Raw genomic sequence first — 26624 nt, 5'->3', positions numbered from 1 at the left:
GATTCTTCATTTCACTACGTTACATTCAGAATGACAGACGGTAGCAAGATTAATGTAAAATTGTATATAAATATCAATAATTCTAAAAACACAAATATGGCTTCATCCTTCCAGCTTCCAGCATAAAAAAGGCCCTGAAATCTATTGATTTCAGGGCCTTTTTTATCTTTTATACTGAGATTCATAAATTCCGATCCAGTCATCAGGAGTCATTTTCTGACTCAGCTCGGCAATCAGTTCAAAAGGAATATCTTCCACTTTTTTGAAGCGGACACAGGATTTACCCATATCCAGCTTCTTTTTGGAATGTTTAGGATATTCTCCTACGAACCAATCCAGAAGTTCCGGTTTTGAATACAGACCCATATGATACAGTGCTATAAAATTCTTCTGAGAAGCTAGATTGATGAACGGCAGCGGTGTTCCGGGCGCACAGTGATATCCGGCAGGAAATGTTTCCAAAGGAACTACCCAACCTATCATCCCATAATTTGTAGCATCTTCAAAACCTTTTGGGAGATTATCATTTACCGCATCGTAAAGTTTTTTGAATGCTTCCTGTCTTTCTTCAGGAATCTTTGAGATATAATCTTCTATGGAAACTGACTGAATCTGCATATTGTAATTTTTTCTAAAATACGATTATTTTATAAAATTGTATACACTGAACATCTGAACATCTTTGCTGCTCTTTTGAAGGAACATCATTTTGTTGACATTCGGAACATACTGAATCATATTTCCATCTGCAAAACCGTAGTTCTGGAAGAAGTTTCTTCCTTTATAATCAAGGCTTACTTCCTGAGGTTTCAGGTTGGCAAAATCAAAAACTTTCATAGAAAATCCTGTATTTCCAAATGCTCCTTTAGGGTAAAATGCAGAAATATAAAGTTTATCTCCGGCTTCAACCACGTGAATTCTTTTTCCTGTAGAAGTTCCAGCTGCCACAAATTGCTTTACTTCCCCTTCTTTATTAAATTTAATCAGCATTCCTGCATCCAGTGAATATACAGGATCCGGGAAACGATTCATTGTGGTAGGCATCGGTCTTGTCACCGTCTCCTGCTGAACAGCCATTAAAGTTTCATCCCCTTTCACAATGGTTTTGATAACCTTCACATCGTTCATATCTTTGCTTCCCGCTAAATTGGTATTGCTGATCACCGCTTTTCCGGATTTCATATCGTAGTACATTACCGTTCCGAAAGTACTTGCTCCGATAGTAACCGCCGCATTTTTTCTTCCAAAAGTTACCAGATAATCGTTATCGTTTTTGCTGAAAGCATATAACTTCTCAGGAATATATTTATCATCGAACAGAAGGTCTTTATCTTCCGTATTGGAAACCAGTTCCAGCTTATAAGATTCTTTCCATCCTGACGCTTTACGCAATACAACAATTTTTGCTGAATTCGTTAATGTCAAAGACTTTTCAACATAATCACTGCTCAATGTAATTTCTTTGTTCCAAACCGGAGAAAGAGTTCTCAGGTCTAATACCAGAACATCATTTATATTCTCTGTTTTTTTGTTGGCAAATCTGTCATTGAAGATGGCTGCATATTTTCCGTTTTCTGAGAAAAGAACATACGTTGTACCCGATCTGTTGGTAGATTCAATATTGTATTTTGCAATACTCTTTGTTGTAAAAGTGCCTTCCTTTCTGCTGAAAACATGTTGAAAAACTTCCTTTCTGTTTTCTTTTCCGAAATATTCTTCTGTAAATGCTATAAATTTATCATCATCAATCTGCTGTGATCCCAAATAGTTGTGAAGAACACCATTCGTTTTGTTGGCGTAATCTTTCACATAAGTATCCACAAGACTTCCGTTCTGATCCAGTTTTCTCATCAATAATTTCTTGTGAGGGAAAACATTTCTCATCAGTCCGTCAATATTGATGGCACTGAACATATAAGAATTGTAATCATCTGCCAGTACCAGTTTATCATCCGTTTCAAGATTGGCATCCACTGTGAATTTTGTTCCCTCAGTCACTTTCGTCTGTGCATAAGAGTACACAGAAGCTGTAATTAATGCCGAAGCAATAATCTGTTTAATCATATCGTTTTCTTTAGTTATTATAAATTTTTTCTTCTAATCTTTTCAGTTCAAAATTAGCATCGTAGGATAGTTTAATATCTACTAAGTGTTCCTGTAACTCATTTAAATATTTCTCTGCTTCCTGGTAATTGCCTAATGCGATATTTAATCTGATCAGGTTAAAATAAAGATATTCCCCGATCTTCTGATTGTAAACAGCTTTCTTATCGTTGTAATTTACTTTTGTCAAAGCACTTTTCCAAAGATCAATCCCTTTCTGCATGTTTTCCATGGCTACTTTATTCGGAGCATAATCTGATTTTGCCTGAAGTTTTTTAAGATTGGTCGTAACGTAGATGTATGCTTTTTCCAAATCGTCATACTCTCCTTTGTTCTTTACAGTTGCCAAAGTCACTGTAGAATTAATGGTCTGATACCCAAAATTTTCATTAATAATATTCCTTGTACGATCAATGGTTCTTTGCAGGAATCTTTTTTCCTGAGCATTCAGATTAATTTCATTGGTCGGAACGCTTGCTATTTCCGCAAAATCTGAGAAATAAGTCTTATCCAGTTTTACAGTTCCTCCCTGTTTCGCTATAATTTTTGTAGGCTGATTGGCGAAAGTTTTTCCCTGATTGTCCTGAAAATTTGTTCTTTCCATTTCAATGACAATATCAAGATAATTTCCGCCTTTTGAAAAACCGATCACATCTATTTGTGAAGACAGAATTTTATTATCCACAATTAAGGCATCTCTAAGATCTGGCTGCTGATACACCGGAACCGGCGGAATATTAAGGATAGGTCTTGAAGGTAATCTCAGCGTAGGAGCGCCATTAGTTGCCGCAATTTTTTCAACTGCTGATAACTTGCTGTATTCTGCAGACTCAAGTTTGTACTTTTCCTGAAGCTTTTTCACTTCAGCATCATAATCCTTCAATCTTTCTCCATGTTCATATTTGGCATTTTCAACGTTTGCCTGATAATTATCCACTTTTTTCTGGTGATCTTCTTTTGATAATCTTATAACATCATTTTTTGTAATGTTATAGGGAGATTTTATCGTAATCGTATAGTTTCTGCTGGAAAGGTCTGTAGGAAAAACCGGTTCTTTCAAAAGCTGGAAACTGATCATTTCTTTATCAATTCGTTGAGCCTGTGAAAATTCGGAATAAAATAATGGGAGTAAAAAAAGTAGTTTTAATTTATTCATGGATGTTATAGTTTTCAGTGCAAATGTATAATAATTTCATCAACATTTTTTAAGAATAATTTGTCCAGTTATTATGTAATGGATCATAAAAAAGGCAGCCACACGAATGCAACTGCCTACAGAAATTATTAACTCAAAAAATTTTATTTTTTAATGGCTTTTACAGTAGATGTTGAACCATCTTTAAAGTTCATTGTCACTAAGTATAAACCAGTATTTAATTCTCCTAATTGAAGTTCTGTTGTTGGATTGTCAATAGTTTTCACTACTCTTCCTGCCACATCAGTAACCGTTACAGATTTAACATTTTTGATATCTGCAACATGCAGAACATCTTTGAAAGGATTAGGATATACATTCACTTCTTTTTTCTTCAAATTTGTTTCTGAAGTTGATAAAGAGGTAGCCACTTCAAAGGTAAAATCAATAAATTCTCCTCTTGAAATAGCTCCACAAGGGTTTGATGGCGCTGTACTGTTATAATCAGTTACTACTCTCATTCTATAAGTTCCCAGAGGAGTTCCCGCAGGTACAGTAATAGTTCCGGAAGTATTTGTTATATAAGTATTAGTAACAAACATTCTTTCCGAAGCTTCAAAAGTTAAATTGTTATTCCAGTCTACCCAAACCGCTATTCCACATGTTGGACCTCCTGCAGTGAAAGACACTGAAGTGTCGGATCCTGGAGCATTTATAATCTTGTTATTGCTTGTTATTAAATTTTGATATCCACCTGCAACACTTGAGCCAGATGAATAAGCCATATTTATCAATCCTCCGGTAGAACTGAAGTCAGAAAGCCACGAGTTCTGAGAAGCAGATGAAGGCAGACAGTATCCTGTTCTGAATGCAGTAACTTCACTCCAGATACTTTTGTCACTGCCACTACATACAGATCTTACCCATGCATAGTAATTCGTGTCAGCAGATAGTGAACTTAATGGTGCTGAAGTTGTGGTAGAAGTTACGGAATTGGTAGCATTCAACACAGTTGTAGCATCAGGTGCGGTATTGGTTGTACTGTAATATACTTCGTATCCGTTTGCAGGAACTGAGGATGGTGCTGTCCAACCTATCATTGCAGCATTAGTTGTCACGTTTGATGAAGTAGCTGCTGTTGGCTCAAGACAAGAAGGAATATTCTGAACGGTAATATTATCAATATAAATAGAACGTGAAGTACCTCCCAAACCATGTTTAAATGCTAACTGTAAATCAGAACCCGCAGGAATATTAACAGTATATTGTGTGTGGGTAGTTGTCAGAGCAATAGGAGAACCAATTGGTGTAAAAGAAGCAGGATCAGCAGGGTTTGATAATGTCCCCACTAATAATGTGTAATTACTTCCTCCTCCTTTTGCATAGAATCTTACACGCTTGGTACCATCTGAAAGGTTTACAGTTGGAGGTGCAACCAGCATTTGGCTACCCGTAGTAGCAGTTGAATTGGTCATGTAATACGCATTAGGTGCTGAATAGTTACTTGTTGTAGTTACATACCCATATCCTGCAAATGATGCACTTTCCAGATATGCCCAGCAGCTTGGTGCATTAGTATTTGATGAGGAACCTGTATTTGTTGTATCAAAATTTTCTGTATACGGAACTGTAAAAGTAGAACAAGCTGTTTTAAATGTTCCTGCAAAAGACCATACACTTTGGCCTGTCGCCGTGTTACAATTGGATCTTACCCAATAATAATAGGTTGTATTGGAGTTAAGACCTCCAATCGTTGTACTTGTCCCTGTTACTCCCGGATAAGTAGGTGTTACTGTGCTTGCCGGTGTTGTGTTTGATGTACTGTGGTATACATCATAACTGGCAGCACTACCTGTCCATGACACTAAAGCAGAATTAGCTGTGATGCCTGAAACCGCCTGCAATACAGGAGGCATACAATCCGAATAAGCGTCTGCTGAAAAAGCAAAAATATTTGGTATTCCTGAACCACTTACCTTAGTTACTGTTACACTTTGTATCAGTTTTGTCTGATTTGCTGCATCTATTGCCAGCTCAATCTGATATAATCTTGGATTGGTTCCGCCTTCAGGAGAAGGAACATCATCACCAGCTCCAGGAGTAGCTCCCGGCTTTTTAATCCTTCCTATTCCCTGGATGGCAAAATTAGATCCATTATACCAGTCTGCGAGACTGATACTTGAAAACGTCTGTGAACTCCCATCTGTAAAATTGACCACTACACTTACTGTAGAAGTCCCACTTCCACTTACAGCAAGCATATAGAGTTTGGTCGCCGCCTTTGATGTTGTAAATGCCAAAGTTCCGTTATCACTGGTTGCAGCCAGTCTTAAAGAATTATTCGCATTCAAACTTGCTAACTGAAAACTCAATCCGGGAGTAGTTCCCACTACAGAATTAATAACTCCATCAACAGGAATACCATACGTAATCGCTGCACTTGTGGAGGTCAGCTGAAAATCTTTCGCTATAAAAGCGTAAGAAACTCCGTCTACGTCATTATTTGTAGTAACTGTTGAAGAACCTATCCCGTTGGCAATTACATCAGCTGTAAAGCCTGAAGAAACCGGCATAGTTTGATAATTTTGAGCCATGAGTACACTGGCAGAAAAGAGAGCGATAGCAGGTACCACTCTAGAAAATAAATTTATTACCATTTTAATCACATTTGAGGCGAAATTTAGTAAAAATAATAATACGAAAATGTTATTTTTAACAAAATCTTAAACTTTATTCAAAAAGTGTGAAAAATTAATACCAAACATCATTTAAATAAGCAACTTTCAAAGACAACGTAAAACTTAATGAAACATCTTCTTATTGATTCTTAATTTTATTATTGAGAAATTAAATCCTATTTTTGTCATACAAATTTTTTGAACAATGCCGAATATTTCAAACAGAGCACTGCATATGCCGCCATCGCCGGTAAGAAAACTGGTTCCCTTTGCATTACAAGCAAAACAGAAAGGAATAAAAGTATACCACCTTAATATCGGACAGCCTGATATTGAAACTCCGGAAACAGCTTTAAATGCTTTAAAAAACATCGATTTAAAAGTATTGGAATATGCGCTTTCTGAAGGAAATATAGAATACAGAAAGGCCCTTACAGAATATTATCATTCTTTAGGTTTTTCAGATCTTACTCCTGATAACTTCATTGTTACCAATGGAGGTTCTGAAGCCCTGAACTTTGCCATTTCTACTTTATGTGATGAGGGTGACGAAGTGATTATTCCTGAGCCTTACTATGCCAACTACAATGGTTTCACCAGCACATTTGATGTGAATGTAGTAGCCGTATCTTCTACTATTGATACTGGTTTTGCTTTGCCTCCTATTGAAGAATTCGAGAAAAAAATCACAGAAAAAACAAGAGCAATCATTATCTGTAACCCAGGAAACCCTACCGGATATCTGTATACCCGCGAGGAACTTCAGAAGCTTGCAGACATTGCTTTGAAATATGATATTGTAATCATTTCTGATGAAGTATACAGAGAATATGTATATGACGGAAAACAGCAGATCTCCATGTTTGATTTCCCTGAATTAGCTGAAAACTGTATCATCATTGATTCTGAATCCAAACGTTATTCTATGTGTGGAGTAAGAATTGGATGTCTGGTTACCCGTTCTAATAAAATCCGTAATGCTGCCATGCTTTTTGCACAGGCGAGATTAAGCCCGGTTCTTTTAGGACAGATTGCCGCAACAGCAGCACACCAGAATGATGGTGCCTACATCAGAGCAGTAAGAGAAGAGTATACTCACAGAAGGAATGTATTGGTAGATCTTTTGAATGCTATCCCAGGCGTAATCTGCCCAAAACCTAGAGGAGCTTTCTACTGTGTTGCTGAACTTCCGGTAGATGATACTGAAAAATTTGCACAGTGGCTGCTTGAAAAATATTCTCTTAACAACGAAACCATCATGGTAGCTCCTGCAGGAGGATTCTACAGTGATCCTGAATTAGGAAAAAAACAGGTAAGAATTGCCTACGTTCTGAAAGAAGAAGATTTAAAAAGAAGTGCTGAAATTCTGAAAGAAGCTTTAAAGAAGTACAGAGAAGAATTCAGTCTGTAAAATATATCCTATGCCGACAACAAAAAAACTACATCTGAAAATACCGTTTTCGATTCTTTTGCTGTCGGCATTTTTTTCCTGTGATTCCAAAAAAACGGAACAGACTATTTCTCATCAAAATCCGCACGAGATTACTTTCATCAGTGTTTCCGACATCGGAGGACATCTTGGGAATTACAGAATTGTTAAAGTCACAAAAGATTCCGTTTTTGCAGAAAAAGGAATGACGGCCAATCAAACCCATAAAAAATGGACATCTGCCATCAGTTCCAACACATGGAAACAGCTTGTATCATCAGTAAGGATTGTAGATCTCGACCATATTAAAAGCTCTCCCAGCCTACAATCGGTAGACGGAACAGATGAAACTTTCCAGATCCGGACTCCAAAAAAATCACACATCTACGTTAATGCTTATGTAGACACTTTACATTACAAGCAATTACAACAACTTAAAGAACAAATAGACAAAATTCTTCCCAAAGAATACAAATAAACATGCAGGAAAATTTTTCACTACAACCTTATAACACATTCGGTGTTGAAGCCAAAGCCCGCTATTTTACTGAAGTCAATACAATTGATGAACTAAAAGAGGCTCTTATTTTCTCGAAAAACCAATCTCTTCAGCTTCTGTTTTTAGGAGGAGGAAGCAATATTCTTCTTACCAAAGATTTTGACGGTCTTGCCATCAGACTTAATTTAAAAGGAATTGCCGAAGAGAACATCAATGAAAATGAAGTATTGGTAACAGCTAAGGCAGGTGAAAACTGGCATGAATTTGTAATGTACTGCCTGCAGCAGAATTTTGGAGGATTAGAAAATCTTTCTTTAATCCCGGGAAATGTAGGTACTTCTCCGATGCAGAATATCGGGGCTTATGGGACAGAGATCAAAGATATTTTTGTAAGCTGTGAGGTATTGGATTTAGAAAATCTTGAACTGAGAACATTCAATCTTGAACAGTGCAGGTTCGGTTACAGAGATTCTATCTTTAAACAGGAAGGAAAAGGCAGATATGTTATTCTCGAAGTCACTTTTAAGCTTACCAGAAAAGACCATTCGATCAAAACAGAATATGGCGCGATCCAATCTGAACTGGAAAATCTCGCCATTGAAAATCCAACCATTCAGGATATTTCAAAAGCAGTTATCAATATAAGACAAAGCAAACTGCCGGATCCTAAAGAAATCGGAAATGCCGGAAGCTTTTTCAAAAATCCAACTATTCCTCTAGCTCAATTTGAAGATTTAAAGCAAAAGTTTGAAAATATTCAGGGTTATCCTAATGGTGATGTGGTAAAGGTTCCTGCAGGATGGCTGATTGAACAATGTGGCTGGAAAGGAAAGCAGATCGGAAATGTAGCTTCACACAAATTGCAGTCCCTGGTGATCATCAATGCTACCGGAAATGCTACTGGAAAAGAAATTTTTGATTTTTCCACAGAGATTATTAATTCTGTAAAAGAAAAATTCGGAATTGAACTTGAAAGGGAAGTTAATATTATTTAATCTAAAAAATATATAAAGGCTGGTGAATACAGTCTTTTTTTATACACTATTTCTAAAAATATTGGTAAACGCAAAGGCGCAGGGGTATTAATTTCTTTGAGTTTTTAAGACACAAGGATTTTATCTCAGATAAAATGCGTTATGGCTGCATGATAGCTGGAAAATTGTAAGGCTGGATTCTTTCAGAATGACAAACACAACGCCTAGCTTATCCGTACACTTTGTCATTCCGTAGGAATCTATGCATAGATGGAATGAAAAACACAAGGACACAAGTTATTTTCTAAGCGCTAAGATTTATCTCCGATAAAATTCAATGCTGTTCGATCTTTGTGCGACAAAAAGGATTAACCTTATCTTATTTCATTCTCACCCTTGCAGAAAATCTCACATTGAGCGGAGTCGAAACGTTCTTGCGCCTTAAAACAGCATGTCATTCAAAATCTTTGCGCCTTTGCGTTTTTCCAACAATAACTCATCACAGGTTTCCAAAAAATCATTATTTTAGCTTAAAAATTACAATTTGTGATGAAAATAGCTATTCTTGGAGCCGGAAACATGGGACTTTCTTTTTCGAAATCATTTTTGAAATACGAGCTGATCAAACCTGAACATCTGCATCTGATTATCAGAAATCAGGAAAAAATCTCCAAAATAGCTGAAGAATTTCCCAAATCTAAAATTTCCACCTTTGAAGAAGTAAAGGAACTCGATGCTGATTTGATTATCATCGCTGTAAAACCTCAGGATTTTCAGTCCGTTGCCCAAAATATTCAATTTACTTTAAAAGAAAACCAGATGGTATTATCCATTATGGCGGGAATCAATATTGAAAAAATTCAAAAATTACTGAATCATCCGCTCGTTGTAAGAGCAATGCCGAACTCCCCTACCCTTTTGGGAATGGGAATTACGGGATATACTGCTGCAGACGGAATTTCTTTCAGTCAACTGATAAGTATAGAAAGATTACTGAACAGCACCGGAAGATCGGTTTATCTGGAAGAAGAAGAACTTTTAGACGGTGTTACGGCGCTTTCAGGAAGTGGCCCTGCTTACTTTTATTACATCATTGATGCAATGATTAAGGCTGGTATTGAAATGGGAATTGAAGAAAACCTCTCTAAACTTTTTGTAAAACAGACAATGCTGGGAGCTTACCACCTGATCAACAACTCAGAAAAAAACCTTGAAGAACTTATTAAAGATGTTGCCTCTAAAGGCGGAACTACTGAAGCTGCTTTAAAAACATTTGAAGACAACAGTTTCAAAGAAATTCTGAAAAAGGGAATTCTGAATGCCGAAAAACGCGCCAAGGAACTTAATAATTAAATCTTTTTTCAAAAATCCTGCAAAATACCCATCCCAGATACACCCCAAATGTATTCAGGATGATATCGTCTACCTCAAATATTCCCATTCTTGTAAAGTATTGCAGTGCTTCGACAATAACTATGCACGAGATAAAGCTAAATAGTAATGGTTTTAGTTTTTTCAGATCAGGCAAAACCCAGCCCAAAAATCCAAAAGGAATAAACATGATAATATTTCCAAGGACAATCATTACAATATCTATTGTCCTATTCGGGCCCTGGATAAATCTTATTGTAGAAAAAACAGGTTCTAACGTAAGGAGATTTTCTTCATACTGAAACCTGCCCATTCCCAAAAACATCAGGTAAAGCAGAAACAGAGTGTATGGAACAATACTAATTTTATATATTTTCTTTAACATTGAACTGCTAATATATTCATTTCAAAAACATTAAATTTGTGTATTAAAATAATTTAATGAAATACGTTCTACTTACACTTATTTCAGCAATGCTGCTGTCGGTTTCATGGCCAACTTATGGAGTTCCGTTTTTTATATTTTTTGCCCTTGTTCCTCTTCTGATGATGGAGCATGGAGTTTCAAAATTCTCAGATTATAAAAGGAAAAGCTGGGTCGTCTTCGGATTGTCTTATCTATGTTTTGTGATCTGGAACATAGTCACTACAGGATGGCTGTATGGCTCTAAGAATCCTGACGGAAGCCATTCTCTGATGGCTGTAGTATTCCCGGTATTGGTCAACTCTCTTTTATATTCATTAGTATTCCAATGTTATCACTGGTACAAAAATGCTCAGGGAACGTATTGGGGATTAGGATTTCTGATCGCGATCTGGATGAGCTTTGAAAAATTTCATTTGGGATGGGAACTGACATGGCCATGGCTGAATCTGGGGAATGTATTTGCCGACTACCCAAAACTGATCCAATGGTATGACACTTTAGGAGCTACCGGAGGAAGTTTCTGGATCCTTCTGATCAATGTTCTTATTTTTTATACTGTAAGAACCTGGGAAGCTGGAAGAAAGAGAAAAGACCTGATTAAAAATTCAGCCATTGTTGGAGCTTTAATTATTCTTCCGATGATTATTTCAATGATCAAATACAATAATTTTGACGAAAAACCAGCCGGACAGGTCAGCATTCTGATGTTGCAGCCGGATCTTGATCCTTATGCCGAAAAATATTCAAAGGACAGCCTTACCATTGAGCAGGATTTACTTGCACTTGCTGAAAAAAATTCTACCGGTAAGATTGATTATTACATTGCTCCGGAAACTGCTCTTCCCGGCAGAGGTTCTATTTCTGAAACAGCTTTTGAAAAAAGTTTACTTTTAAACAATATCAAAGGATTTCTATCCAATCATCCGGGATCTGTTTTTGCAACCGGAATTTCTTCGCACCGTTTTTTTTATAATCCTGCTGATTTACCTAAAGAAGCTTACCAGATCAATAGCGGTGTTTGGGTAAGCAGTTATAATACGGCGATTCAACTTGTGCCTAATCAGAAAGTACAAGCCTACCACAAAGGAAAACTGGTACCGGGTGTTGAAATATTTCCTTATATGAATGTTTTAAAACCACTTTTAGGAGATGCTATGCTTAACCTCGGAGGAACTGTAGCCTCTTTGGGAACAGACAAAGAAAGAGTTGCTTTTTCAAATCCTTACAACAAAGGGAAACTGGCGCCTATTATCTGCTATGAAAGTATTTATGGCGAATTTGTAACTGACTATGTAAAAAAAGGAGCCAATTTCTTAGCCATTATGACCAATGATTCCTGGTGGGGTGTTACAGAAGGCCACAAACAGCTTTTATCTTATGCTAAACTGAGAGCTATTGAAACCAGAAGAGAAATTGCCCGTGCTGCAAACAGTGGAATTTCTGCCCATATCAATGCTAAAGGTGAGGTGACCGCTGATACTTTCTATGGAGACAAAACAGCCTTATTTGCAAAAGTGAACCTGTATGATACAATGACATTTTATACAAGGGCGGGTGATCTTCTTTCAAGATTTTCCATATTTGCACTGGGCTTTTTATTGTTCTATTATCTGATTGAATGGTTCAAAAAGAAAACGAAGAAAGCGTAATTGTTAAACACTAATTACACAAATTTTCGCACGAATACCACAATCTGCGACATTTAAAAAATATTTTAAACATAAAAAAAAGAGAAAAGCCAGCTGGACGTCTGGCTTTTCTCATTGATAGAAGATAGAATTGATTCAATTACTTAATCGTAAGCTTCTTTGTGGTTATTTCGTTTTTTATCTTCAGTTTTAATAAATACACTCCTTTAGGTAAATGAGAAACATCAATAGACTGATCTCCATTTACACTGATATTCAGTTTTTTTCCATCCATTGAATACATTTCAGCTTCTGAAACCTTCCCTCCTTTGATATACACTTTATCTGATGTAGGATTCGGATAGATCACAACATTTTTATCAGATTTAATTTCTGCTGTTCCCAGTACACTTTGCACGGAAGCATCAGAATATACCTTTGAAGCATCAATAGATTTTACACTCCAGTACACATTCTGAATGGCCGGATCAAGATCCAGAAACCATGATGGGGTCGTCACGACATATTTAGCAATATCATGAGCGCCCTGTGTAGATCCTACCGTAATTTCATAACGTAATGCACTTACTGGGGTTTTGTCATCCGAAGCACCACTCCATGCAAAATTGAAACGGTTTCCATTTTTCGTCAGATTCAGTTGAGTCGGCGGTGTAGGCTTTGCATTTGCGGCAGTAGAATTATTTTTAAATACTTTAGTCAGTGAAGGCAGATCAGAAGCAACCCAGTCAAATCCACCCAACAGGATATCCAGATGATGATCATTATTAAAATCAAACAGCTGTACCAGTCCCGGACCTCCAAGCGCAGTTATACCCGTTAATGCTCCTTCATTAAACTTGTTATTAGAAACATCATAAATATATGTCTTCACAACAGCATTATAGTTTTCATTTCCTGAAATGATAAAGTCATAATACCCGTCATTATTAAGGTCACCCACACTCAGCGAAAGATCTGAAATATCAGTTCCGGTAATTGTTTGAGGGGTCAGATTACCTGTACCATCGTTCATCAGAACAGCAAAATATCCTTCATCATTTCCGTCTCTCCCAATCACCACAACATCCTGAAAACCATCCGCATTGAAGTCTGCAAAATCTATTTTTCCTACCGCTACAGGCGCTAGGTCCTGCGTAGGAGTAAGAACTCCTGCCTGATTCATATATACTTTAGAAACCGGATCACCATTGATATCTGATCCGATAATGACCAGATCAAGAAGCTTGTCATTATTAAGGTCTACTACTTTAAAGCTTCCGCTCTGAGTTCCGTCCACCCAGTTTGCAGTCAGATCAAAACCGGCACCTGTATTTTTATAATAATCCAATGTATTTCCAAACCCTCCTCCATGGGCATATTGAGTTCCGTTGACCGCATAATCCGATTTTCCATCATGATTAAAATCAAAAACTTCTACAGATCCATAAATTTTCCCGGGAAGTTCAGCTTCTTTTACAAACCCTGTTCCTGTATTTTTGAATCTGTATTGTTTATAATTCACAACATCCATATAACTAAGTCCTGTGGAAATAATATCCATCAACCCGTCATTATTATAATCAATAAATCTGATATCTCCCAGATGGGTCACATCAGCTCCTAATCCGGCATAAGGCAATAATGTCGTTCCATTGTTCTGATATACTTCATTATAAGTACTGTCTACATTTCCATCACCATCAGAATCTATTGCTCCATTCAGCACGATATCCATTGTACCATTGTTGTCTATATCAGCAATATCTGCCGCTGAATAATAAAAATTATTCATGCTGGTCTGTACCTCTGTAAAATTCTGGGCCATCAGACTTACAGGCAACATAGACAATAAAATATAAATCCTCTTCATAGTTGTTTTTATTTAGATTAATTAAAAACAAAGATAGAATATTAACTTCTTTGCTTAAAAAAAAGGCTGTATGAATTATATCAGCACTGATTATCTGCTGTATCCCAAGGATTCTGCTATTTTAAAAATTCATGATTATTAATCAGTCACTTATTTGCAAATATTTTCCAAAAGATTTGTCTATCTAAAAAATTCTTCGTTATTTTGCACTCTCAAATATTATACAAATAAGAACATCGAGATATGTCAAGAATTTGCCAAATAACAGGAAAGCGTGCAATGGTTGGTAACAACGTTTCTCACGCTAATAACAAAACGAAGCGTCGTTTTGAAATTAACTTATTAGAGAAGAAGTTTTACCTTCCAGAGCAAGATAAGCACGTAACACTGAAAGTATCAGCTCATGGATTGAGAGTGATTAACAAGATTGGAATCGAGGAAGCTATTGAAAGAGCTACTAGAAACGGATTGATTAAAAAGAATTAATAAATCATGGCAAAAAAAGGAAATAGAGTTCAAGTAATCCTTGAATGTACAGAGCACAAAGAAAGCGGTATGCCAGGAATGTCTAGATACATTTCTACAAAAAATAAAAAGAACACTACAGAGAGATTGGAATTGAAAAAATACAATCCTGTTCTTAAGAGATCTACCCTTCACAAAGAAATTAAGTAATTTATAAATAATAACTTACCATGGCAAAGAAAGTAGTAGCAACCCTACAAAGCGGTCAGTCTAAGAAAATGACGAAAGTGGTGAAAATGGTTAAGTCTTCTAAATCAGGAGCTTACGTTTTCGAAGAAAAAGTAATGAATGCTGACGAAGTAGACGGTTATTTGAAAAAATAATCAGTACTTTGTTTACAATATAAAAAACTACTCATATTTTGGGTAGTTTTTTTGTTATCTTTGTGCACCAGATTATTAATCAGTAAAGTATGAAAAAGATACTTGTTCTGGCTTGCACAGCAACTTTTCTATTTTCATTCAGTCAGAAAACAATGAACCCTGTAGAATATAAAAGTTCGCCAAAAGTTTTCAACATCAAAGGACTGTCACAGTCAGTAAGTATTGACTGCGGGAGTTCCAAAATGATTTTATTATCCGGACAGGTGCCTTTGGATCCGGAAGGTAACCTTGTGGGAAATACGATAGAGGAGCAGACTCAGCAGGTTTTCAAAAATATCGAGAACATTCTGAAAGAATATGGAGGAACAGGAAAAGACATCATTAAACTGGGAATCTTTACCACAGACATCAAAAAAACACCTGATTTCAGAAAAGTAAGAGATTTGTATGTCAATCTTCAAACCCCTCCTGTAAGCAGCCTTATGGAAGTAAGCAGGCTTTTCAGAGATGATGTGCTTATAGAAGTAGAAGCCACAGCAGTGATTAAAAATAAATAAGAATAAACTAAAACTATGAGTTGGTTTAAAAATATTTTCAAAAAAGAAGAAAAAGAAACCTTAGATAAAGGATTGGAAAAATCCAGCCAGGGATTCTTTGAAAAAATGACGAAAGCCGTAGTCGGTAAAAGCAAAGTAGATGACGAAGTTCTTGATGATCTTGAAGAAGTACTTATTGCATCCGATGTAGGCGCCTCTACTACTATTAAAATCATAGGAAGAATTGAAGAACGTGTTGCCAGAGACAAATATGTAAGTGTAAACGAACTGGATAAAATTCTTCGTGATGAGATTTCAGGATTATTGCTTGAAAATCCTCACGCCGGTACAGGAAATATTGATACCTCCAAAAAACCTTATGTCATCATGGTGGTAGGAGTAAATGGAGTGGGAAAAACAACGACTATCGGAAAACTGGCTCACCAGTTCAAATCAGAGGGTAAAAAAGTAGTTCTCGGAGCTGCTGACACCTTCAGAGCCGCAGCAGTAGATCAACTGGTGATCTGGAGCGAAAGAGTGGGCGTTCCTATCGTAAAACAGGAAATGGGATCTGATCCCGCTTCCGTGGCATTTGATACTGTACAAAGCGCTGTAGCACAAAATGCAGACGTTGTGATCATTGATACAGCAGGAAGACTTCACAACAAAATCAACCTGATGAACGAACTTTCCAAGATCAAAAGAGTTATGCAGAAAGTAATTCCTGATGCACCTCATGAGATCCTGCTGGTTCTTGATGGTTCTACCGGACAGAATGCCTTTGAACAGGCAAAACAGTTTACAGCAGCAACGGAAGTAAATGCATTGGCAGTTACAAAACTAGACGGAACAGCAAAAGGAGGTGTGGTAATTGGTATCTCTGACCAGTTCCAGATTCCGGTTAAATATATTGGTGTAGGCGAAAAAATGCAGGATCTACAGCTTTTTAATGGTACGGAATTTGTAGACTCATTCTTCAAGAAAAGATGATTTATATCATGTTTTCCCTTATATTAGCAACAAATCAATTTTAAATATTAACAATTAAAAAAATTTGCAACTATGGGAATACTAACATGGATCTTATTCGGTCTTATTGCAGGTGCAATCGCTAAAATGATCATGCCCGGAACTCAGGGAGGAGGATGGCTAATCACTATTATCCTGGGGATTCTGGGAGCATTTATAGGAGGAGCTATAGGAGTTTACATTCTCCATTGGGGAGATGTTACTTCATTCTGGAATCCGAGAAGCTGGATTCTTTCAATTGGGGGAGCTTTAATCATCCTCTGGATTTACGGAATGGCTACCAAGAAAAGCTAATATTAACGCTGATAAAAAATAAAATCCCGGATCTGAAATTTCAGATCCGGGATTTTTGTATACAATATAAATTTAGTTAGTTGTTGATTCTGATCTGGTAAGGCATTTCCATTTTTACCTCAGACTGCAGCTTTTTGTCTGTAATCTGCTGTAGAATCTCATAGTTGGATTTACCGATCTTGTTTTTAATAATTCTGGCAGAAACGTCCTCTTCATTCAGATCCTTGAAGATTTGCTCAAATGGTGACATTCTCTTAGGGAAAGCGTCTACCTGGTAAGACTTCAGTCCTGCTTTTTGTGCAGCAAATTTCACAGCATCATTCAAAGTACCAAGTTCGTCTACTAAACCGATCTCTTTGGCACGAACTCCGCTCCATACTCTACCGCCACCTACATTATCAATCTGCTCAAAAGTTTTCTTTCTGTTCTGCGTTACAAAATGTACAAATCTTTTATAAGTACCTTCCACACTTCTCGTCATCATATTTACCCCATAAGGAGTCACTCCGTTTAGTCCTGAATAATACATAGAATTAGCATTCGTAGAAACAATATCTGCACGGATTCCGTTTTTGTTCGCTATATCTTTATAATAAGGCATTACCCCAAATACTCCGATAGAACCGGTAAGTGTGTTAGGCTCTGAATAAATTTTATCAGCTGCCATGGCAACATAATATCCTCCTGAAGCGGCATAGTCACCGAAAGAAACTACCAATGGCTTTTTCTTTTTCAGCTGCTGCAATTCAAATAAAATCTCATCTGAAGCGTTAGCACTTCCTCCAGGAGAGTTGATTCTGAAAACTACTGCCTTCACTTTGTCATCATCCTGAAGCTTTTTAATATACTTCACATATTTCTCAGAATGAATATCATTATATTCGTCTCCGTTGTTGATAGATCCTGAAGCATAAAGCACCGCGATCTTTTCACCGGATTTGTCTTCATCAGCGTAAGAATTGATATAGCTTGTCAAAGAAACCTTATTCAGTTTTTCTTTTTCTTTTACACTCAGTTTCGCCTTAAGAAGATCTTCATATTCTGATTTCTGAATAAGTTTATCCGCAAGCTTATATTTCAAGCTCTGCTCAGGAATCATTCCGTATAAACTATCTGTAATTGTTCTGAACTGAGCGGTATCAATTTTTCTTGAAGCAGCCATTTTATTGGACGTATTTTTCCAAAGATCATTCAAGAGAGTACTTAACTGTTCTTTATTTTCAGGAGAAATATCATTTCTTAAAAAGGGCTCTACGGCAGATTTGAATTTACCATGACGGATCACTTCAATCCCAATACCGTATTTATCAGCAAAATCTTTAAAGAAAGTAACTTCAGTGGAAAGACCTTTCAATTCAATACCTCCAGCAGGATGCAGATAATATTTATCCGCTACCGATCCTAAATAATAAGCTGATTGTGATACTCCGTTTCCGTAAGCATACACAAATTTTCCGCTCTTCTTAAAATCTTCAATAGCATTTCTAAGATCATCAATCTGAGTAAGACCTGCATTCAGATTATCTGCCTCAATACTGATTCCTTTGATATTATCATCGGTCTTTGCTTTATTAATAGCTTCCAATGCATCATATAAAAGAACACTTTTATTTTGAGCACCTATACCAAACAATCCCATCTCCTCTTCAGTAGGACTATCGATTATATTTGTCTTTAAATTAATCGTAAGAACCGAGTTCTTTTTCACCGCCACCGACTTATCATTTCCCATAGAACTGAACACGAGCATCATAATGAAAAAGATGAAAAATAAAGCGCAAAGTATGACAATTGCTACTATATTTGCCAAAACATTTTTGAAGAAACTTCTCATAAATCAATCAATTTTCTAATATGTCGCAGCATAAGGTCGTTTTGTTACTAGGAAGTAACTTAGGAGAGCAAAAAAAAAATGTAGAGCTTGCATTAAAGAAGCTAAAAGATGCTGGAAATCACATTTCACAAACCAGCGAATATTTAATGTCTGAGCCTGTAGAGTTTGTCAGTTCCAATATTTTTTGTAATATTGCAGCAATAATATTCACTCCTCTTTCACCAATTCAACTGCTTGATTGTATTAAGAATATAGAAGTTGAGATGGGAAGAATTAATGATTCAAAAGTATCTGGAGGCTATACTGACAGGATAATAGACATTGATATCATTAAGTATAATGAATTAAATTTTCAATCAGAAAGATTAGAAATCCCTCATAAAAAACATCTTTTTGAAAGGGATTTTTCCAGAGTATTATTAAAAGATTTTATTTAAAACATAAAACATATTGTATGAAATTAGGTTTATTATTATTGGCTACGACATTGCCAATTGCAGCTTTCGCACAGAACAGCAGCACTACAGTAAACTCTTCCACAGAGTATCCTAATACATTCTCCTCAGGCTCCGCTAATGTACAACCTTTCGACAATAAAGCCAGACGCTTCAGAGACTGGTCTATTTCTGTCGGTGGAGGTCCTGCATTTATGGTTCACTCCGATTTAAAATCTATCCGCAAGGATAAGACCAATTGGGGGTACAATGCCTATGTAAGCGTAGACAAACAAATCACACATGCATTCGCTCTAAGCGTTATGTATATGAGAGGAGAAACGAAACAGACAGCACAGCTTCCCGGTGCTGCAGGTGTAAAATCAGGAATTGCTACTGCAACAACACAGTTTGACAACATCTCTTTATTAGGAGATATTAACTTCTCGAACTTATTCAGAAGAGTAGACAACCATTCCCCATACAGATGGGCATTCCATGGATATATGGGAATTGGAGTTCAGGGATTCAGAACGTCATTACATGATAATGATGAATTCAGATGGAGCACTACTCCAAGAAGAACTCCTTTATTCATTAAGCAGGACATTGATATCAATTCTATCTTCTACCAGGGAGGTGTAGGAATTAAATATAATGTCTCAAAACTTATTGATGTTGAAGCAAGAACCATGTACATCATCAGTGGTGATGATGAATTTGATGGCGGCGGATGGGCTGATCCTAATGACTATGATCCTTCAACGCCAGGTTCAAAATATAATATGCTAAACCCTAGAAGATCAGATAATGCCTGGACAGTAAGTTTAGGAGTATCTTTCAAATTAGGAAAGCAATTATCTCATCTTGCTTGGCATGACCCACTTCAGGAAGCTTACTACAGAACCAGTGTTCTTGAAAATGCATCAACAGATCTTGTTGTTTGCGAAAAAGGAGATGCTGACAATGACGGAGTATGTGATGATTGGGACAGACAGCTTGATACTCCTGCAGGAGCAAGAGTAGACGGCGCCGGAGTTGCTTTAGACATGGACCTTGACGGAGTTATAGACCTTTATGATAAGTGTGTAACTGTACCAGGACCTGTTGAAAATAACGGATGTCCTATCAAATAATTAAAAATCTAAAAATTCTTTCTCAAAAGAAATCAAATAATAATACACGATGAAATTAAGTTTAGCAATTGTAGCATTAGCTTTGGCAATTCCTTCTGCCACTTATGCGCAAGACTCAACGGCAGTTTCAAAAGGAGAATACCCTAATACGTTTTCTTCAGGATCTGCTAATGTTGCTCCATTTACCAATCAATCTAAAAGATTTAACGATTGGTCTATTTCAGTAGGAGCTGGAGTTCCTCTTCTTCAGTCGGCAGATTTAACCTCTATCAAAAATGGTAATGGTAAAAATCTTTTTGGATATTCAGCCTATGTAAGTATTGATAAAGCAATTACACATGCTTTCGGAATCAATCTACAGTATGACAGGGGTGAAACCAGACAAGGATGGTTCAATACTAAAGATTCAGCACCCGATGCAACAGCAGTGGGAGCAAGAACTCAGTATGATGCTATCTCAATCTTAGGAGACATTAACTTTTCTAATTTATTAAGAAGAGTTGATAACCATTCTCCTTACAGATGGGCTCTTCATGGATATGCAGGTATCGGTACTATCGCATACAGAACATACCAGAAGGACGGAAACAACAGACAGAGATTGATGACTGAAATTAAACCTTTCCAATTAGGTTCTATGTTCTTTCAGGCTGGTACAGGTCTGAAGTTTAAAGTGAACAGAAGAATTGATATTGAAGGTAGATTAATGTATGTGGTAACCGGTGATGATGAATTTGATGGTGGAGGTGATGCTTACAGCGCTATCAACAAACGTTCTGAGCAGGTTTCTGACAACTTCTTCAATGCGACTTTAGGTCTTACTTTCAAATTAGGAAAACATGAGTCTCACTTAATGTGGCATGACCCGCTTCAGGAAATCTATTACAAACTGGATGTACTGGCTAATAAAAATCAGGATATCGAAGTATGTAAAAAAGGAGATGCTGATAACGACGGAGTATGTGATGATTGGGACAGACAACTTGACACTCCTGCAGGAGCAAGAGTAGATGGTGCCGGAGTTGCTCTTGATGTTGATTTAGATGGTGTAATCGACCTTTACGACAAGTGTGTAACGGTTCCTGGACCTGTTGAAAACAACGGATGTCCTATCAAAAAAGACAACAAGGAAACTGCTGTAGAAGTAGAGAAAACCCTTAAAGATATTTACTTCAATTTTAATAAAGCGACTATCAGACCTGAATCTAATGAAAAATTGGATCTGGCTGCTTCAATTATTAAAGAAAACGGAGGAAACTATCTATTGACAGGACATACCGATATCAAAGGAAATGCAGCTTACAACTTAAGACTGTCTAAAGAAAGAGCAGCTGCTGTTGTAGGAGCTCTGGAAACCAGAGGTATCAATGAAAATGTACTGAAATCAAGAGGAGTAGGCTCAGCAGAAGCTACGATTCCTGCATCAGCTTCAGATGCTGAGAGAATGGCAGACAGAAAAGTTACAGTAAGATTTATAGAAACATCTGAATGGGATTCTATCAAAAAGAAAGACTATGAAGATGCACCTGTAAAGAAAGCAGTAAAAAAAGTACCTGCTAAGAAAAAGAAGAAATAATTTTCATAATACACCAAAACCGAAAAGAATTACTCTTTTCGGTTTATTTTTTTTCTACTACGAATTATTTTACATACCTTTATCATTATTTTCAGGATAGTAGTATGAAACACATTAAAAATCAACTAGTTTGATTTGAAAAAAAATAACATAAAATCGCTTTTTGGCGTAAAAAATCATTTAAAATAACTTAACTTAAAAAAATAACACTATGAAATTAAGTTTAGCAATTGTAGCATTTGCTTTGGCAATTCCTTCTGCCACTTATGCACAAGACTCAACGGCAGTTTCAAAAGGAGAATATCCTAATACATTTTCTTCGGGATCTGCTAATGTTTCCCCTTTCACCAGCCAATCTAAAAGATTTAACGATTGGTCTATCTCTGCAGGGGTTGGAGTTCCACTTCTTCAGTCAGCAGATTTGACATCAATCAAAAATGGTAACGGTAAGAACCTTTTTGGATATTCAGCCTATCTAAGTATTGACAAAGCAATTACACATGCTTTCGGAATCAATCTACAGTATGACAAAGGTGAAACAAGACAAGGATGGTTCAATACTAAAGATTCAGCACCCGATGCAACAGCAGTGGGAGCAAGAACTCAGTATGATGCTATCTCAATCTTAGGAGACATTAACTTTTCTAATTTACTAAGAAGAGTTGATAACCATTCTCCTTACAGATGGGCTCTTCATGGATATGCAGGTATCGGTACTATCGCATACAGAGCATACCAGAAGGACGGAAACAACAAACAGAGATTGATGACAGAAGTAAAACCTTTCCAATTAGGATCTATGTTCATGCAGGCTGGTACAGGTCTGAAGTTTAAAGTGAACAGAAGAATCGATATTGAAGGTAGATTAATGTATGTAGTAACCGGTGATGATGAATTTGATGGTGGAGGTGATGCTTACAGCGCTATTAACAAACGTTCTGAGCAGGTTTCTGACAACTTCTTCAATGCGACTTTAGGTGTTTCTCTAAAATTAGGAAAACATGAGTCTCATGTAATGTGGCATGACCCGCTTCAGGAAATCTATTACAAACTGGATGTACTGGCTAATAAAAACCAGGATATCGAAGTATGTAAAAAAGGAGATGCTGATAACGACGGGGTATGTGACGATTGGGACAGACAACTTGACACTCCTGCAGGAGCAAGAGTAGATGGTGCCGGAGTTGCTCTTGATACTGACCTTGATGGTGTAATTGACCTTTACGACAAGTGTGTAACGGTTCCTGGACCTGTTGAAAACAACGGATGTCCTGTAGCAACAACAGGACCTGTAGTAGAAACAGAAACTAAATTGGAAGGAATTGAATTTGACTTAAATTCTGACAGAATTTTACCTTCAAACACTCCAATCTTAAATAATGCTGTAAACTATATCAATTCTTCAAATGGTTCATATAGTGTAATCGGAGCTACTGATACAAGAGGTACTGATGCTTACAACCAAAAACTATCTGAAAGAAGAGCAAACAACGTTAAGAACTATCTGATCAAAAACGGTGTTCAAACTGGTAAATTACAGGCAATAGGAAAAGGTGAAAAAGACCTTAAATATCCTGAGTGTGAGCCAGCAACGAAGTGCCCTGAGTGGAAAAACAGAGCCAACAGAAGAGTTTACTTTGAAGCTAAATAATAAACTTATTTATATTATATGAAAGTCACGCCTGGCGTGACTTTTTTTGTCATAATACTTTCCTTATTTTTACAACATGATTTCGCCGCAGGATTTTCAAAAGCTCAAATATGATACTCTTAAGTATTTCTGGGGTTATACCGATTTCAGAGATGCTCAGGAAGAAATTATTAATGCTGTCATCAATGAAAAAGATACTCTGGTTCTGTTACCCACAGGAGCAGGGAAATCTTTATGCTATCAATTGCCCGCTTTACTGAAAGAAGGAACCTGCCTGGTAGTTTCTCCCTTACTTGCACTAATGAAAGATCAGGTAAATCAGCTTAAATCCCATGGTATAGAAGCAGAATATCTTTCTTCTGAACTGGATGAATATGATGCGGAAGCAATTTACGACCGCTGTAAAGAAGGTCTTACCAAATTGCTTTATGTTTCTCCTGAAAGACTTACCAACACTCAGTTTATTCAGAACATGCAGGAAATTCAGTTATCCTTTATTGCGGTTGATGAAGCCCACTGTATTTCAGAATGGGGGCAGGATTTTAGACCAAGTTATCAGAATATTAAAGGATTCAGAAGTAACAATCCCGAGATCCCTTGTCTTGCTCTTACAGCCACTGCAACGCCAAAAGTTCTGGAAGAAATCAAAAATAAGCTGGAACTGAAGAAACCTTTTGTTTTCCAAAAAAGTTTCAAAAGAGAGAATATCAAAATATTTACAGATGAAGTATCTGATAAATTTCAACGCGTTTTTGATATCTTAAAATATAGTAATGACTCTGGAATTGTATATGTAAGAACCAGAAAAGAAGCTGAACTGCTGGCAGAATTTTTGAAAAAAAATCAACTGAAAAATGTAGATTATTTTCATGCAGGTTTAACAACTAAAGAAAAAAACACCAGACAAAATCTTTGGAACAACAGTGACAATCATGTTCTTATTTCTACCAATGCCTTTGGAATGGGTATTGACAAAGACAATGTACGTTTTGTAATCCACTACTCTCCTGCCGCCTCTCTGGAAAACTATTACCAGGAAATCGGAAGGGCCGGAAGAGACGGAAAAGACAGTTTTGCCTTCATGCTTTGGAATAAACAGGAACTCCTGAATTTTGATCAGATCTTAAAAAACCAAACACCCAACAAAGCAGAATTTTTGAAGATCATCAGCTACCTCTACTCTATTTTTCAGGTAGCAGAATTTGAACTTCCTGAGAAAACATTTCAGCTGAATACTCTTGGGATACAGAATTTCACAAAGCTGTCGAAAGCAAAAATCAATAACATACTTAATTTTCTGCACAACCAGGAAATTATCTACTATAATGAAAACAAAAGCCTGTCTTCTCTCGAACTATTTATCAAAGCAGACGAGATAGATCAGTTACCACAAAAAGATGCTCATTTTATGGAGCTTCTTTTCCGTACGGTATCCGGTATCACGACCCATAAGGTAATGTTCAGTGAGCAGCAGGTAAGCAATAAAATCAATGTCAGTGTCCCGTTGATCAAAGAACGTCTTAAGGAGCTGCAGCAAAAGAATTACCTTGAATATATTGATGGCGCGTTATCCAGTATTAAATTCCTGAAACCCCGCGATGAAAGAGCAGTAAATAGTGCTTATTGGAAATTATTTGAACATATTCAGAGAAACAAAATCCAGAAATGGGAGGAAATGAAGTTTTACTCAGAAAATAACGAATACTGTAAAATGAAACTCATCCTGGCCTATTTTGGTGAAAAAAATTCAAAAAACTGTGGACAATGTTCTGTTTGCGAAAAAAACAAACAGTCAATGTTTGGTAAGAATATTTCTCAGCAGATCATCAATTTATTAGCTAAAAAGCCGGCAACAATTGAAGAGCTTTCTATACAGTTGAGCTATCATTCTAAAGAAAACATCTTAGAAAACCTTATTTTCCTTTTAGATTCCGGAAAGGTAAGAATGCTGAACTTCAGAACGTATGAGCTCAATAATGAATAATGAGCAATGAGTAATAATAAGCATAGAATGATTTTTAATTACAAGATAAAATATACTCATCCTATCTCTAAAACTCTGCTACCCTCAGGCTCTAACACCCTTCGACTCTCAGATCAAAAACTTATCTTTGTACTATGAAATCATTGAAAGTCGTTTTTTTAGGGACTCCTGAGTTTGCAAAAACATCTTTGGAGGCAATCCATCAATCTCACCATCAGGTGGTAGGTGTTGTAACTGTAGCTGATAAAGCAAGCGGACGTGGACAGAAAATTCACCAATCCCCTGTAAAAGTCTATGCTGAAGAAAACAATATTCCTGTTTTTCAGCCGGAAAAGTTGAGAAATCCTGAATTTTTGGAAGAACTTAGAAAACTGGACGCCGATGTTTTTGTGGTAGTAGCTTTCAGAATGATGCCTAAAGTTCTTTTTGAAATGCCTAAAATGGGTACCTTCAATCTTCATGCATCTTTACTTCCGGATTACAGAGGCGCTGCTCCCATCAATTATGCAGTAATCAACGGTGAAGAAAAATCAGGAGCAACAACTTTCTTTATCAATGAAAAAATTGATGAAGGTAATATTCTCCTTCAGCAGGAAATAGAAATTTTACCTGACGAAAATGCAGGAAGCCTTCATGACAGACTGATGGAAATGGGTTCAAAACTCGTAGTGAAAACATTGGATGGTCTTGCTGAAAACTCTATTGAAGAAAAACCTCAGCCACAGGTAGAACATCCTAAAAATGCTTATAAAATTTTCAAGGAAGATACCAGAATCAAGTGGGATCAGTCTTCAAAAACCATTCATCAGTTTATTCTGGGAATGTCTCCCTATCCTGCAGCTTTCACAACTTTAAAAATTGAAAACGAAGAAAAAGGATTAAAGATATTCGGTGGTAAATTTGAACTTTCTGACCATGGAAAACCGGCAGGAACTTTAGATATTTCCAAAAATGAATTTAAAATCTATACTCAGGACGGAATTTATTATCCTCTGGAACTTCAGCTGGAAGGTAAAAAAAGAATGACAGTAAAGGATTTCTTAAATGGTTTCAGGAATTTTGATGGAATCACATTAAACTAAGAATAGGATTCAGATTATCTTACAATATATAAAAGGCACAAAAGTATTTAAAAAAATAAACTTTTGTGCCTTTTAAAATTTTATATCATTAAAAAAGGCTTAGGAA

General features: G+C 36.6%; 24 protein-coding genes. 17 read left to right on the top strand and 7 right to left on the bottom strand.

Going from position 1 to position 26624, the window contains the following annotated elements; translation table 11 throughout:
- Positions 1–162 precede the first annotated feature (162 nt).
- The 4 genes from LC457_RS11370 to LC457_RS11355 form a co-directional block, all read right to left on the bottom strand.
- Positions 163–618, bottom strand: a complete 456-nt coding sequence (locus tag LC457_RS11370) for a DUF1801 domain-containing protein (RefSeq protein ID WP_223599935.1) — start codon at positions 616–618, stop codon at positions 163–165.
- A 24-nt stretch (positions 619–642) separates the two neighbouring features.
- Positions 643–2064 (bottom strand): hypothetical protein, encoded by a 1422-nt coding sequence (locus tag LC457_RS11365; RefSeq protein WP_223599934.1) that lies wholly within the window; start codon positions 2062–2064, stop codon positions 643–645.
- A 10-nt stretch (positions 2065–2074) separates the two neighbouring features.
- Positions 2075–3259, bottom strand: a complete 1185-nt coding sequence (locus LC457_RS11360) for a hypothetical protein (RefSeq protein ID WP_223599933.1) — start codon at positions 3257–3259, stop codon at positions 2075–2077.
- A 143-nt stretch (positions 3260–3402) separates the two neighbouring features.
- On the bottom strand, positions 3403–5895 hold the full coding sequence (locus tag LC457_RS11355) for a GEVED domain-containing protein (RefSeq protein WP_223599932.1): 2493 nt from the start codon (positions 5893–5895) through the stop codon (positions 3403–3405).
- A 226-nt stretch (positions 5896–6121) separates the two neighbouring features.
- Between LC457_RS11355 and LC457_RS11350 the strand changes: the two genes are divergently transcribed.
- The 4 genes from LC457_RS11350 (at position 6122) to proC (ending at position 10171) form a co-directional block, all read left to right on the top strand.
- Positions 6122–7327 (top strand): pyridoxal phosphate-dependent aminotransferase, encoded by a 1206-nt coding sequence (locus tag LC457_RS11350; RefSeq protein ID WP_223599931.1) that lies wholly within the window; start codon positions 6122–6124, stop codon positions 7325–7327.
- A 10-nt stretch (positions 7328–7337) separates the two neighbouring features.
- Entirely contained in the window at positions 7338–7823 is a 486-nt protein-coding gene (locus LC457_RS11345) for a hypothetical protein (RefSeq protein ID WP_223599930.1), read from the top strand.
- Positions 7820–8839 carry a UDP-N-acetylmuramate dehydrogenase gene (gene murB / locus LC457_RS11340; protein WP_223600109.1) on the top strand — a complete coding sequence of 340 codons (1020 nt, stop codon included), beginning with the start codon at positions 7820–7822 and terminating at the stop codon, positions 8837–8839. Before LC457_RS11345 ends, murB begins: the two co-directional genes overlap by 4 nt.
- A gap of 528 nt (positions 8840–9367) precedes the next feature.
- The gene (proC, locus tag LC457_RS11335; protein WP_223599929.1) at positions 9368–10171 is read left to right on the top strand and encodes a pyrroline-5-carboxylate reductase; all 804 of its coding nucleotides are present in this window, start codon (positions 9368–9370) and stop codon (positions 10169–10171) included.
- Here the strand turns inward: proC and LC457_RS11330 are convergent.
- Positions 10161–10574, bottom strand: coding sequence for a VanZ family protein (locus LC457_RS11330; protein ID WP_223599928.1), 414 nt, complete (start codon positions 10572–10574; stop codon positions 10161–10163). The two genes, proC and LC457_RS11330, sit on opposite strands and share 11 nt — an antisense overlap.
- Positions 10575–10630: 56 nt before the next feature.
- On the opposite strand from LC457_RS11330, the gene lnt reads away from it, so the two are divergent.
- Positions 10631–12265: an apolipoprotein N-acyltransferase gene (gene lnt, locus LC457_RS11325; RefSeq protein ID WP_223599927.1), complete on the top strand. Its 1635-nt coding sequence runs from the start codon at positions 10631–10633 to the stop codon at positions 12263–12265.
- Positions 12266–12404: 139 nt separating this feature from the next.
- Here the strand turns inward: lnt and LC457_RS11320 are convergent, their stop codons facing one another.
- Positions 12405–14114 (bottom strand): T9SS type A sorting domain-containing protein, encoded by a 1710-nt coding sequence (locus LC457_RS11320; protein WP_223599926.1) that lies wholly within the window; start codon positions 14112–14114, stop codon positions 12405–12407.
- Positions 14115–14357: 243 nt separating this feature from the next.
- On the opposite strand from LC457_RS11320, the gene rpmB reads away from it, so the two are divergent.
- From rpmB to LC457_RS11290, 6 genes are all read left to right on the top strand, one after another.
- On the top strand, positions 14358–14600 hold the full coding sequence (rpmB, locus tag LC457_RS11315; protein ID WP_002976757.1) for a 50S ribosomal protein L28: 243 nt from the start codon (positions 14358–14360) through the stop codon (positions 14598–14600).
- A gap of 6 nt (positions 14601–14606) precedes the next feature.
- On the top strand, positions 14607–14789 hold the full coding sequence (gene rpmG, locus LC457_RS11310; RefSeq protein WP_027373683.1) for a 50S ribosomal protein L33: 183 nt from the start codon (positions 14607–14609) through the stop codon (positions 14787–14789).
- Between the two features lie 20 nt (positions 14790–14809).
- Entirely contained in the window at positions 14810–14962 is a 153-nt protein-coding gene (locus tag LC457_RS11305; protein WP_002976755.1) for a DUF4295 domain-containing protein, read from the top strand.
- An 89-nt stretch (positions 14963–15051) separates the two neighbouring features.
- On the top strand, positions 15052–15519 hold the full coding sequence (locus tag LC457_RS11300; protein WP_223599925.1) for a RidA family protein: 468 nt from the start codon (positions 15052–15054) through the stop codon (positions 15517–15519).
- A gap of 15 nt (positions 15520–15534) precedes the next feature.
- Positions 15535–16488: a signal recognition particle-docking protein FtsY gene (gene ftsY / locus LC457_RS11295; RefSeq protein ID WP_047425904.1), complete on the top strand. Its 954-nt coding sequence runs from the start codon at positions 15535–15537 to the stop codon at positions 16486–16488.
- 72 nt (positions 16489–16560) lie between these two features.
- The gene (locus LC457_RS11290; RefSeq protein ID WP_050019846.1) at positions 16561–16821 is read left to right on the top strand and encodes a GlsB/YeaQ/YmgE family stress response membrane protein; all 261 of its coding nucleotides are present in this window, start codon (positions 16561–16563) and stop codon (positions 16819–16821) included.
- A gap of 76 nt (positions 16822–16897) precedes the next feature.
- Here the strand turns inward: LC457_RS11290 and sppA are convergent, their stop codons facing one another.
- Positions 16898–18655: a signal peptide peptidase SppA gene (sppA, locus tag LC457_RS11285; RefSeq protein ID WP_223599924.1), complete on the bottom strand. Its 1758-nt coding sequence runs from the start codon at positions 18653–18655 to the stop codon at positions 16898–16900.
- Between the two features lie 20 nt (positions 18656–18675).
- Here sppA and folK point away from each other — a divergent pair, with 20 nt between their 5' ends.
- The 6 genes from folK to fmt all read left to right on the top strand — a co-directional run bounded on the left by folK (position 18676) and on the right by fmt (position 26518).
- Positions 18676–19092, top strand: coding sequence for a 2-amino-4-hydroxy-6-hydroxymethyldihydropteridine diphosphokinase (folK, locus tag LC457_RS11280; RefSeq protein WP_047425898.1), 417 nt, complete (start codon positions 18676–18678; stop codon positions 19090–19092).
- A 17-nt stretch (positions 19093–19109) separates the two neighbouring features.
- Positions 19110–20225, top strand: coding sequence for an OmpA family protein (locus LC457_RS11275; RefSeq protein WP_223599923.1), 1116 nt, complete (start codon positions 19110–19112; stop codon positions 20223–20225).
- Between the two features lie 49 nt (positions 20226–20274).
- Complete coding sequence (locus tag LC457_RS11270) at positions 20275–21801, top strand: OmpA family protein (protein ID WP_223599922.1); 1527 nt, start codon at positions 20275–20277, stop codon at positions 21799–21801.
- 211 nt (positions 21802–22012) lie between these two features.
- Entirely contained in the window at positions 22013–23452 is a 1440-nt protein-coding gene (locus LC457_RS11265) for an OmpA family protein (protein WP_223599921.1), read from the top strand.
- 76 nt (positions 23453–23528) lie between these two features.
- Positions 23529–25436: an ATP-dependent DNA helicase RecQ gene (locus tag LC457_RS11260; RefSeq protein ID WP_223599920.1), complete on the top strand. Its 1908-nt coding sequence runs from the start codon at positions 23529–23531 to the stop codon at positions 25434–25436.
- Positions 25437–25570: 134 nt separating this feature from the next.
- A complete protein-coding gene (gene fmt / locus LC457_RS11255) occupies positions 25571–26518 on the top strand; it encodes a methionyl-tRNA formyltransferase (RefSeq protein WP_223599919.1) in 948 nt (315 codons plus the stop codon).
- Positions 26519–26624 lie beyond the last annotated feature (106 nt).

Origin of the sequence: Chryseobacterium sp. GVT01B (assembly GCF_019970045.1) — a bacterium.
Taxonomy (GTDB): Bacteria; Bacteroidota; Bacteroidia; order Flavobacteriales; family Weeksellaceae; genus Chryseobacterium.
Note: the sequence above shows the minus strand (reverse complement) of the source record. Positions and strands in the feature narration are given on the sequence as shown.

Bases quoted from the DNA above. Each gene is read 5' to 3' on its own strand.
- LC457_RS11360 (WP_223599933.1), bottom strand. From the start codon at position 3,259: ATGAATAAATTAAAACTACTTTTTTTACTCCCATTATTTTATTCCGAA.
- LC457_RS11265 (WP_223599921.1), top strand. From the start codon at position 22,013: ATGAAATTAAGTTTAGCAATTGTAGCATTTGCTTTGGCAATTCCTTCT.
- LC457_RS11355 (WP_223599932.1), bottom strand. From the start codon at position 5,895: ATGGTAATAAATTTATTTTCTAGAGTGGTACCTGCTATCGCTCTCTTT.
- LC457_RS11320 (WP_223599926.1), bottom strand. From the start codon at position 14,114: ATGAAGAGGATTTATATTTTATTGTCTATGTTGCCTGTAAGTCTGATG.
- LC457_RS11345 (WP_223599930.1), top strand. From the start codon at position 7,338: ATGCCGACAACAAAAAAACTACATCTGAAAATACCGTTTTCGATTCTT.
- LC457_RS11330 (WP_223599928.1), bottom strand. From the start codon at position 10,574: ATGTTAAAGAAAATATATAAAATTAGTATTGTTCCATACACTCTGTTT.
- LC457_RS11370 (WP_223599935.1), bottom strand. From the start codon at position 618: ATGCAGATTCAGTCAGTTTCCATAGAAGATTATATCTCAAAGATTCCT.
- LC457_RS11350 (WP_223599931.1), top strand. From the start codon at position 6,122: ATGCCGAATATTTCAAACAGAGCACTGCATATGCCGCCATCGCCGGTA.
- LC457_RS11305 (WP_002976755.1), top strand. From the start codon at position 14,810: ATGGCAAAGAAAGTAGTAGCAACCCTACAAAGCGGTCAGTCTAAGAAA.
- rpmB (WP_002976757.1), top strand. From the start codon at position 14,358: ATGTCAAGAATTTGCCAAATAACAGGAAAGCGTGCAATGGTTGGTAAC.
- LC457_RS11300 (WP_223599925.1), top strand. From the start codon at position 15,052: ATGAAAAAGATACTTGTTCTGGCTTGCACAGCAACTTTTCTATTTTCA.
- LC457_RS11365 (WP_223599934.1), bottom strand. From the start codon at position 2,064: ATGATTAAACAGATTATTGCTTCGGCATTAATTACAGCTTCTGTGTAC.
- proC (WP_223599929.1), top strand. From the start codon at position 9,368: ATGAAAATAGCTATTCTTGGAGCCGGAAACATGGGACTTTCTTTTTCG.
- fmt (WP_223599919.1), top strand. From the start codon at position 25,571: ATGAAATCATTGAAAGTCGTTTTTTTAGGGACTCCTGAGTTTGCAAAA.
- lnt (WP_223599927.1), top strand. From the start codon at position 10,631: ATGAAATACGTTCTACTTACACTTATTTCAGCAATGCTGCTGTCGGTT.
- LC457_RS11260 (WP_223599920.1), top strand. From the start codon at position 23,529: ATGATTTCGCCGCAGGATTTTCAAAAGCTCAAATATGATACTCTTAAG.
- ftsY (WP_047425904.1), top strand. From the start codon at position 15,535: ATGAGTTGGTTTAAAAATATTTTCAAAAAAGAAGAAAAAGAAACCTTA.
- rpmG (WP_027373683.1), top strand. From the start codon at position 14,607: ATGGCAAAAAAAGGAAATAGAGTTCAAGTAATCCTTGAATGTACAGAG.
- folK (WP_047425898.1), top strand. From the start codon at position 18,676: ATGTCGCAGCATAAGGTCGTTTTGTTACTAGGAAGTAACTTAGGAGAG.
- sppA (WP_223599924.1), bottom strand. From the start codon at position 18,655: ATGAGAAGTTTCTTCAAAAATGTTTTGGCAAATATAGTAGCAATTGTC.
- LC457_RS11270 (WP_223599922.1), top strand. From the start codon at position 20,275: ATGAAATTAAGTTTAGCAATTGTAGCATTAGCTTTGGCAATTCCTTCT.
- LC457_RS11275 (WP_223599923.1), top strand. From the start codon at position 19,110: ATGAAATTAGGTTTATTATTATTGGCTACGACATTGCCAATTGCAGCT.
- LC457_RS11290 (WP_050019846.1), top strand. From the start codon at position 16,561: ATGGGAATACTAACATGGATCTTATTCGGTCTTATTGCAGGTGCAATC.